Below are 6,648 nucleotides of genomic sequence, written 5' to 3'. Positions count from 1 at the left end.
CCCCCCGCCCGCACGGCCGCCTCGGTCAGCCCCCGGCGCCCGGCGCCCGTTCGGATCCGGCGCGGAGCAGCAGCGGTGCCTCCTCCACCGGCCCTGCGCCCACGAACTCCGCGACCGCCGTGGCGGATCCGGGCGGGCGGCCCGAGGAGGGGACGCGCGGCGTCTCGCAGGTGCCCGGCTCGTCGTGCGCGATCGGGGCGCATTGCAGCTCCACGGTCCGCCCGCCCGGCCCCATCAGCGTGATTACGGAACGGAGTTCCTCGCCGGTCGCGTTCCGGTAGTAGACGCGCGCCCAGATCTCGCCTTCCCGGGTCATGACGCAGGTCTGCGCCTCGACGCCCTCCGGTGCGACCAACTCGGGTCCGCACCGGGACGCCGCACCCGAACGTTCAAACGCCGCCCCATCCGAGCGTCCCAACGCCGCCGTGCCCGAATGATCAAACTCCGGCAGGGAACCGCCTTCTGCGCTCATTCCCGATGGCGATTTCGGCAATGTCGAAGAAAGGGCGGCGGGATCATCTCCGGATAGCCAATCAGAAACCTTTGGCCTACGACTTCCTGGCGGTCCGCCAGATGATTTATCGGATACCGGATCAGCCGATACGGCATCCGGAGCAACAGCAGGGTGCGCGGAAGCAACCAGCGGAACGAAGCATCCGCACACCGCGGCTGCCGTGAGACCGATCATGCGGAGATTCATGGTGGCCCCACCTGGCAACTGCGCGGAATTCCTGACGACTGTCCGACGATATCGACGGAATACGCACCGCCGGGGCGCCCGGCACCCGATTACCTCGGATCCTGTCCGGCTCACACTCGTTCGAGTGAGCCGGACACCGGGCTGCCCCCTCCCGAAGCCTCACAAGGTCGGTACGCGAGAGCCTCAGGAGGTCAGTACGCGAGCCGACTGCCGCCGCCCGGGGCGCCCGTGCTCGCCTCGACCAGGGCGTCCAGAACCGCTTCGACATCCGGCAGCCAGGGCGCCGCGGCCACCGGCGCCCCGCCCTTCGCCCGCCCACGCGACACCGGGGCGGCGGCGGAAGCGGAGGTTCCGAGCGGCACCCCACGCCGCTCCCAGCGGACTTGGCCCGCGCCGGTCCGGGACGGCGGCAGGACGAGGTAGCCGCCCTCGCCGTGGAACCGGAGCGAACTGGGCACCCAGTCCTTCGCGTACAGCAGCTCACCGAGCCGTTCCAGGGTGTACGGGGCCACCAGCAGCGACCACCGGGTGGGTGTCGCCACGACCGGGCCCAGCCGCATGCCGAGGGCGTCGAGGGCGCTCAGCGCTCGGGCGCCGGCCACGGCGGGCAGGCTCACCGCGCAGGGAGCGCGGCCGCCGGTCGCCAGTATCACGGGGGCGGTGGGGCGGTTGGTCCACCACCAGCGCACCATGCGCTCGTCCGTGGTGGCCGCCAGCAGGCCGGGGTCGAAGGGGTGTGCGCCCGGTACGGCGCAGTCGGGTTCGGGGCAGGCGCATCCGGGGCCGGCGCTCTCGCCGTGCGGGGCGGCCTGCGCCGTTCCCACTCCGGGGAGCACGGGCCATTGCCATACCGTGGCGCAGGTCAGGGCCGCGTCGAGCCGGGCGGCCCCCTCGTCGCGCCGGAGCCGGAGCCTGCGTCGCCTTCCGAGGATCTCGCGCATGAGCGCTCGTTCCTTTCCGTTGAACGCCGAATCCACATGACAGCACGCGTGCGTGACACCACGTGCGTATCTCTTCGCTGTGCGTACGTGCCCATCAGTTCTGCGGTACGGGGACGGGCGTGCCGTCGATACCGAGCGTGAGCCGAGCCGAGCCGAGTGGAATCGATCCGAATAGAACCGATCTGGGTGGAGCTGAGAGCCGAACCGAGCAGAGTCGAACCGAACTGAGCTGACTGACCGAACGGGGCCGAACTGACCGAGCGACGTCGTGCTGCTCCGGCGGAGTCGTGCGGGTCGAACCGAGCGGGTCGAGCCGGGCCGGCGGTCGCCGGGCGAGGGTGGCCCGCGCCTCGCCTGCCGTCCCTGGTGCGAACCCCACCGTCCGGCGCGGGGTCGTCATCGTCACGGGCTAGGACGCCCGAACCCGCTGCCGGGTTCCTGGGCGATCACAACTGCACCCGCGCATCACCGTTTACGTACCCAGCATGCCCGTGATGACGCTCCTCCGGCGACTTGACCCCGGAGGTACCCCTGTCGGACGGCCCCAGTCGATCGCAAATAGCGTCCATAGGGTGCATTTTTTGGCCAAGTTAACCGACACTGGGAGAGCACGAATCGCCCGGACCCCGAAGGGACAATGCTGGACATCGGGTTACTTGTGCGTGTACATGTGGATGCATTGATAGTGGCGCAGAATCACATGGGGGTTTGCGATGCTATTCGACGAATCACACCGGTCGGAAAGCTGGCTGCCATGAGCGCCCCACACCTGCCGAAAGTGGCTGGAATCGATCCAGAGGTTCCGGTTTCAACGCACACTTCCGCGCCCCTGACGGAGGTCCCGGGACCGCCCGGAGCCTTCATCCAGGACCGTCTGGCGGGCTGGGTCTCGGACCTCACCACCCTGCACGAACTCACCGAGCGGCTGGCCGGGACGAGCACCCTCGACACCGCCCTGGACGAGCTGCTGCACGCCGGAGCCGCCCTCGTCGGCGCCCGCCGCGGACTTCTCGTTCTGGAACCGGCGAACGGCCAGGGCCCCTCCACCACCCTCGGCCTCGGGCTCACCCACGCCGAGCTCGGGTACTTCGAGACCGTGCCGCGCGCGGCCACCGGCCTGGGCCGCGTCCTCGACGGGCTGCCGGACACCGCCGACGGGGTCGCCGGCCCCGACCTGCTCGGCGAACCGGACCTGGACCCCCGGCACCGCGAGGTCGCCACCCGGCTCGGCTACGCCGCGAGCTACGCCCTCCCCCTCGCCTCCGAGGCGGCCGGGCGCTTGGGCGCGGCGCTCTGGCTCTACGACGAACCGGCTGAGCCCGCGCAGAAGCAGCGCCACCTCGCCGGCCTCTACGCGCGCTACGCCACCGAGCACCTGGCCCGCCTGATCGAACTGGAGCGCGCCCGCGCGGACGTCGCCGCCGTCGCCGAGGAACTGCTGCCGAGCCGGCTCCCCCGGATTCCCGGCGTCCGGCTCGCCGCCCGGCACCGCACCGGCCCCCAGGGGGGCGGCGACTGGTACGACGCGCTGCCGCTGCCCGATCGCACGCTCGGCCTCGCCGTCGGCTCCGTGGGCGGGTCCGGGCCGAGCGCGATGGCCGCGATGGGCCGGCTCCGCGCCAGCCTGCGGGCGTATGCGGTGATGGAGGGCGAGGACCCCGTCGCCGTACTCTCCGACCTGGAACTGCTGCTGCGGCTCACCGAACCCGCGCGGACCGCGACCGCCCTGTTCGCCTACTGCGAGCCCGCCGCCCGCAAGGTCGTGCTGGCCGGGGCCGGGCACACCCCGCCGCTGATCCTCGGCGAGCGGCGCTGCGAGTACGTCGAGACCACGCTCTCCGCCCCGCTCGGGATGCTCGCCTGCTGGGAGGCGCCGAGCGTGGAGTTCAGCCCCGCGCCCGGCGAGACGGTGCTGCTGTACACGGACGGGCTGCTGCGCCGGACCGGGGACGCGATGGACCGCGCCTTCGCCCGGCTGCACTCCGCCGCCGCCTCCGTGCCGAAGGCGGACCGGCACGATCCGGCGGCCGTGACCGACCACGTCCTGCGCACGATGCTCCCCGACGGCCTCGACCGGAGCGACTCCACCGAGGACGTCGTGATCCTCGCCGCCCACTTCGACTGACCGCTCGACCGGGCCCGCGGGCACCTCTCGGCCGGCCCCCGACAGCAACCCGACCGCCCCTCGGCCGCCCGTGTGACGCCCTCCCCGACGCTCTCTCCGGTAACAGGTCCTTCGACCCTGGGCCCCCTTCCGTACGCCCGTACGATGGGTGATGGTCCAGTGTCGTATCAAGGAGAGACAAATCGTGTCTGAGGAGCTCATTCCGGAGAACCCGGAGCAGGAGACCGAAGAGAACGAAGCGGCGGAACCGGTCAAGCAGCGGAAGAACGGCCTGTACCCGGCCGTCTCCGACGAGCTCGCCGACAACATGAAGTCGGGCTGGGCCGACACGGAACTGCACGACCTCCAGCCGATCGCCCAGGCCGAGCACACCGCCGCCCGGCGTACCGCGCTCTCCGCGCGCTTCCCCGGCGAGCGCCTGGTCATTCCCGCGGGCAACCTGAAGACCCGCTCCAACGACACCGAGTACGCCTTCCGCGCCTCCACCGAGTACGCGTACCTCACCGGTGACCAGACCCAGGACGGCGTCCTCGTCCTGGAGCCGACCGGCGACACCGGCCACGAGGCCACCATCTACCTGCTGCCGCGCTCCAACCGCGAGAACGGCGAGTTCTGGCTCGACGGCCAGGGCGAGCTGTGGGTCGGCCGCCGCAACTCCCTCACCGAGGCCGAGCAGCTGCTGGGCGTCCCCGCGAAGGACGTCCGCGAGCTGCCCGCCGCGCTGGCCGAGGCCACCGGCCCGGTCCGGAACGTCCGCGGCCACGATGCCGCCATCGAGGCCGCCCTCACCGACAAGGTCACCGCGGAGCGCGACGAGGAGCTGCGCGTCCACCTCTCCGAGGCCCGCCTGGTGAAGGACGCCTTCGAGATCGCCGAGCTGCAGAAGGCGTGCGACGCCACCGCGCGCGGCTTCGAGGACGTCGTGAAGAGCCTCGACAAGGCCGAGGCGACCAGCGAGCGCTTCATCGAGGGCACGTTCTTCCTGCGCGCCCGCATCGAGGGCAACGACATCGGCTACGGCTCGATCTGCGCCGCGGGGCCGCACGCCACCACCCTGCACTGGGTCCGCAACGACGGCGCCGTCCGCGCGGGCGAGCTGCTGCTCCTCGACGCCGGCGTCGAGACCAACGACCTCTACACCGCCGACGTGACGCGCACCCTGCCGATCAACGGCACGTTCTCGCCGCTCCAGCGCAAGATCTACGACGCGGTGTACGAGGCCCAGGAGGCGGGCATCGCCGCCGTGAAGCCCGGTGCCGACTACCGCGACTTCCACGACGCCGCGCAGCGCGTGCTCGCCGAGAAGCTCGTCGAGTGGGGCCTGCTGGGCGACCTGTCCGTGGACAAGGTCCTGGAGCTGGGCCTCCAGCGCCGCTGGACCCTGCACGGCACCGGCCACATGCTCGGCATGGACGTCCACGACTGCGCCGCCGCGCGCACCGAGACGTACGTCAACGGCACGCTGGAGCCGGGCGTCTGCCTGACGGTCGAGCCTGGTCTGTACTTCCAGGCCGACGACCTGACCGTGCCCGAGGAGTACCGGGGCATCGGCGTCCGGATCGAGGACGACATCCTGGTCACCGAGGACGGCAACCGGAACCTCTCCGACTCGCTGCCGCGCCGGGCGGACGAGGTCGAGGCCTGGATGGCGCAGCTGAAGGGCTGACCCCTCCCGTAGGAAACGCGCCGGGGCGCGCCGCTCACTACACCGTGAGCAGCGCGCCCTCGCGCCATTTCAGGACCTTGTCGAAGCTGACCACCGCGCCGTGGCCCGGCCGGTTGCCGAACTGGACGTGGTCGGAGAGCTGCTGGATGAGGTCGAGACCCCGTCCGCTCTCGGCTTCGGATTGTGGGTAATGCGCGGCTGGGCGAAGCGCGCGCCGGGCGGGAAAGCCCGGCCCCGAGTCACTGACCTCGATACGGCATTTCTCGCCGTCCAGATAGGCCGTGACCCGGTACTGCCCGGAGTCCGCGGAAGGGCGTCCGTACCCGGAATCCCCCGGCTCCCCGAGAACCGTCCGATCGCCGCCGTGCTCGACGGCGTTCGCACAGGCCTCGCTGAGCGCGACCGACAGGTCGAAGGAGATGTCCGGATCCACCCCTGCGGTTTCCATGGTGCCGAGCAGAAAACGACGGGCGAGCGGAACGCTCGCAGCTTCGCGCCGCAAATGGAGAGACCACCAGATGCTCATCTTCCAGCCTCCTGGCTGCGGCTCGACGTATCGATACGTATTGCCGCCCTCGGCACTTCGTAAGCACGGATCGGGTGGGAGAGCCCTCGTTCGGCGGATGTGGATATTTGGCCGGCCGGTGTATGGACCGGTCCGGCCGCAGGTCACAGGGGCCGTACCGGCGACCGGAAGCGCGCGCCCCCGGTCCGTACATCCCCCACGAACAGGCGCAACAAGCACGGTTGGGGACGGAGCCTGATCTTCCGGACCTGCCGTACGGCGCACGGGGGTGCAGTGCGATGATGTCCCGGCCATGTCCACGCCTCTCGCACGCGCCGGAGCCGGTCTGCGGCTCATGAGGGCCGCGGTGTTCACCGCGGTCTGCGTCGTGCTGTCCGCGGCCGGGCACACGCTCGCCGCCGGTACGGCCGTCCCCGCGTGGACGTTGCTCGCCGGATTCCTCGGCGTCCTCGCCGTCGCCACCCTCCTCGCCGGACGGGAACGTTCCCTTCCGGCCATCGTGGGCGCGCTGGCCGGCGGGCAGATCCTCCTGCACGTGCTCTTCGCGTACGGCAGCCACGGCGGCGCCCCGGCCGGCGCCCCCCCCCCCCCCGGCGGCGCCCCCCCCCCCCCCCACGCCCTGGAGAACGCCGTGCGGCCCGGAAGGATGCGCCGTACGGGTGACATACACCCGACAGTATGAATCTCAGT

At 71.3% G+C, this 6,648-nt stretch carries 5 protein-coding genes and 1 pseudogene; 3 read left to right on the top strand and 3 right to left on the bottom strand.

Annotation, left to right across the window (positions count from 1 at the left end; all coding sequences use genetic code 11):
* Positions 1-25: 25 nt before the first annotated feature.
* Both JS521_RS37400 and JS521_RS32515 read right to left on the bottom strand, forming a co-directional pair.
* Complete coding sequence (locus JS521_RS37400) at positions 26-355, bottom strand: hypothetical protein (protein ID WP_307847984.1); 330 nt, start codon at positions 353-355, stop codon at positions 26-28.
* 536 nt (positions 356-891) lie between these two features.
* Positions 892-1,641 (bottom strand): bifunctional DNA primase/polymerase, encoded by a 750-nt coding sequence (locus JS521_RS32515; protein WP_205086490.1) that lies wholly within the window; start codon positions 1,639-1,641, stop codon positions 892-894.
* Positions 1,642-2,278: 637 nt separating this feature from the next.
* Between JS521_RS32515 and JS521_RS32510 the strand changes: the two genes are divergently transcribed.
* A complete protein-coding gene (locus tag JS521_RS32510) occupies positions 2,279-3,766 on the top strand; it encodes a PP2C family protein-serine/threonine phosphatase (protein WP_205086489.1) in 1,488 nt (495 codons plus the stop codon).
* Positions 3,767-3,950: 184 nt separating this feature from the next.
* Positions 3,951-5,432 carry an aminopeptidase P family protein gene (locus tag JS521_RS32505; RefSeq protein WP_097885650.1) on the top strand — a complete coding sequence of 494 codons (1,482 nt, stop codon included), beginning with the start codon at positions 3,951-3,953 and terminating at the stop codon, positions 5,430-5,432.
* 37 nt (positions 5,433-5,469) lie between these two features.
* On the opposite strand, the gene JS521_RS32500 is transcribed toward JS521_RS32505, so the two are convergent.
* Positions 5,470-5,958: an ATP-binding protein gene (locus JS521_RS32500; protein WP_205086488.1), complete on the bottom strand. Its 489-nt coding sequence runs from the start codon at positions 5,956-5,958 to the stop codon at positions 5,470-5,472.
* 292 nt (positions 5,959-6,250) lie between these two features.
* Here JS521_RS32500 and JS521_RS32495 point away from each other — a divergent pair.
* Positions 6,251-6,562 (top strand): annotated as a pseudogene (locus JS521_RS32495) (hypothetical protein); the annotation flags it as partial.
* Positions 6,563-6,648 lie beyond the last annotated feature (86 nt).

Source organism: Streptomyces durocortorensis, from assembly GCF_016901035.1.
In the GTDB taxonomy this organism is placed as follows: domain Bacteria; phylum Actinomycetota; class Actinomycetes; order Streptomycetales; family Streptomycetaceae; genus Streptomyces; species Streptomyces durocortorensis.
This window is presented reverse-complemented; position numbering and strand designations above follow the sequence as displayed.

Coding starts and splice junctions, on each gene's coding strand:
- JS521_RS32510 (WP_205086489.1), top strand. CDS start 2,279: ATGCTGGACATCGGGTTACTTGTGCGTGTACATGTGGATGCATTGATA.
- JS521_RS32515 (WP_205086490.1), bottom strand. CDS start 1,641: ATGCGCGAGATCCTCGGAAGGCGACGCAGGCTCCGGCTCCGGCGCGAC.
- JS521_RS32500 (WP_205086488.1), bottom strand. CDS start 5,958: ATGAGCATCTGGTGGTCTCTCCATTTGCGGCGCGAAGCTGCGAGCGTT.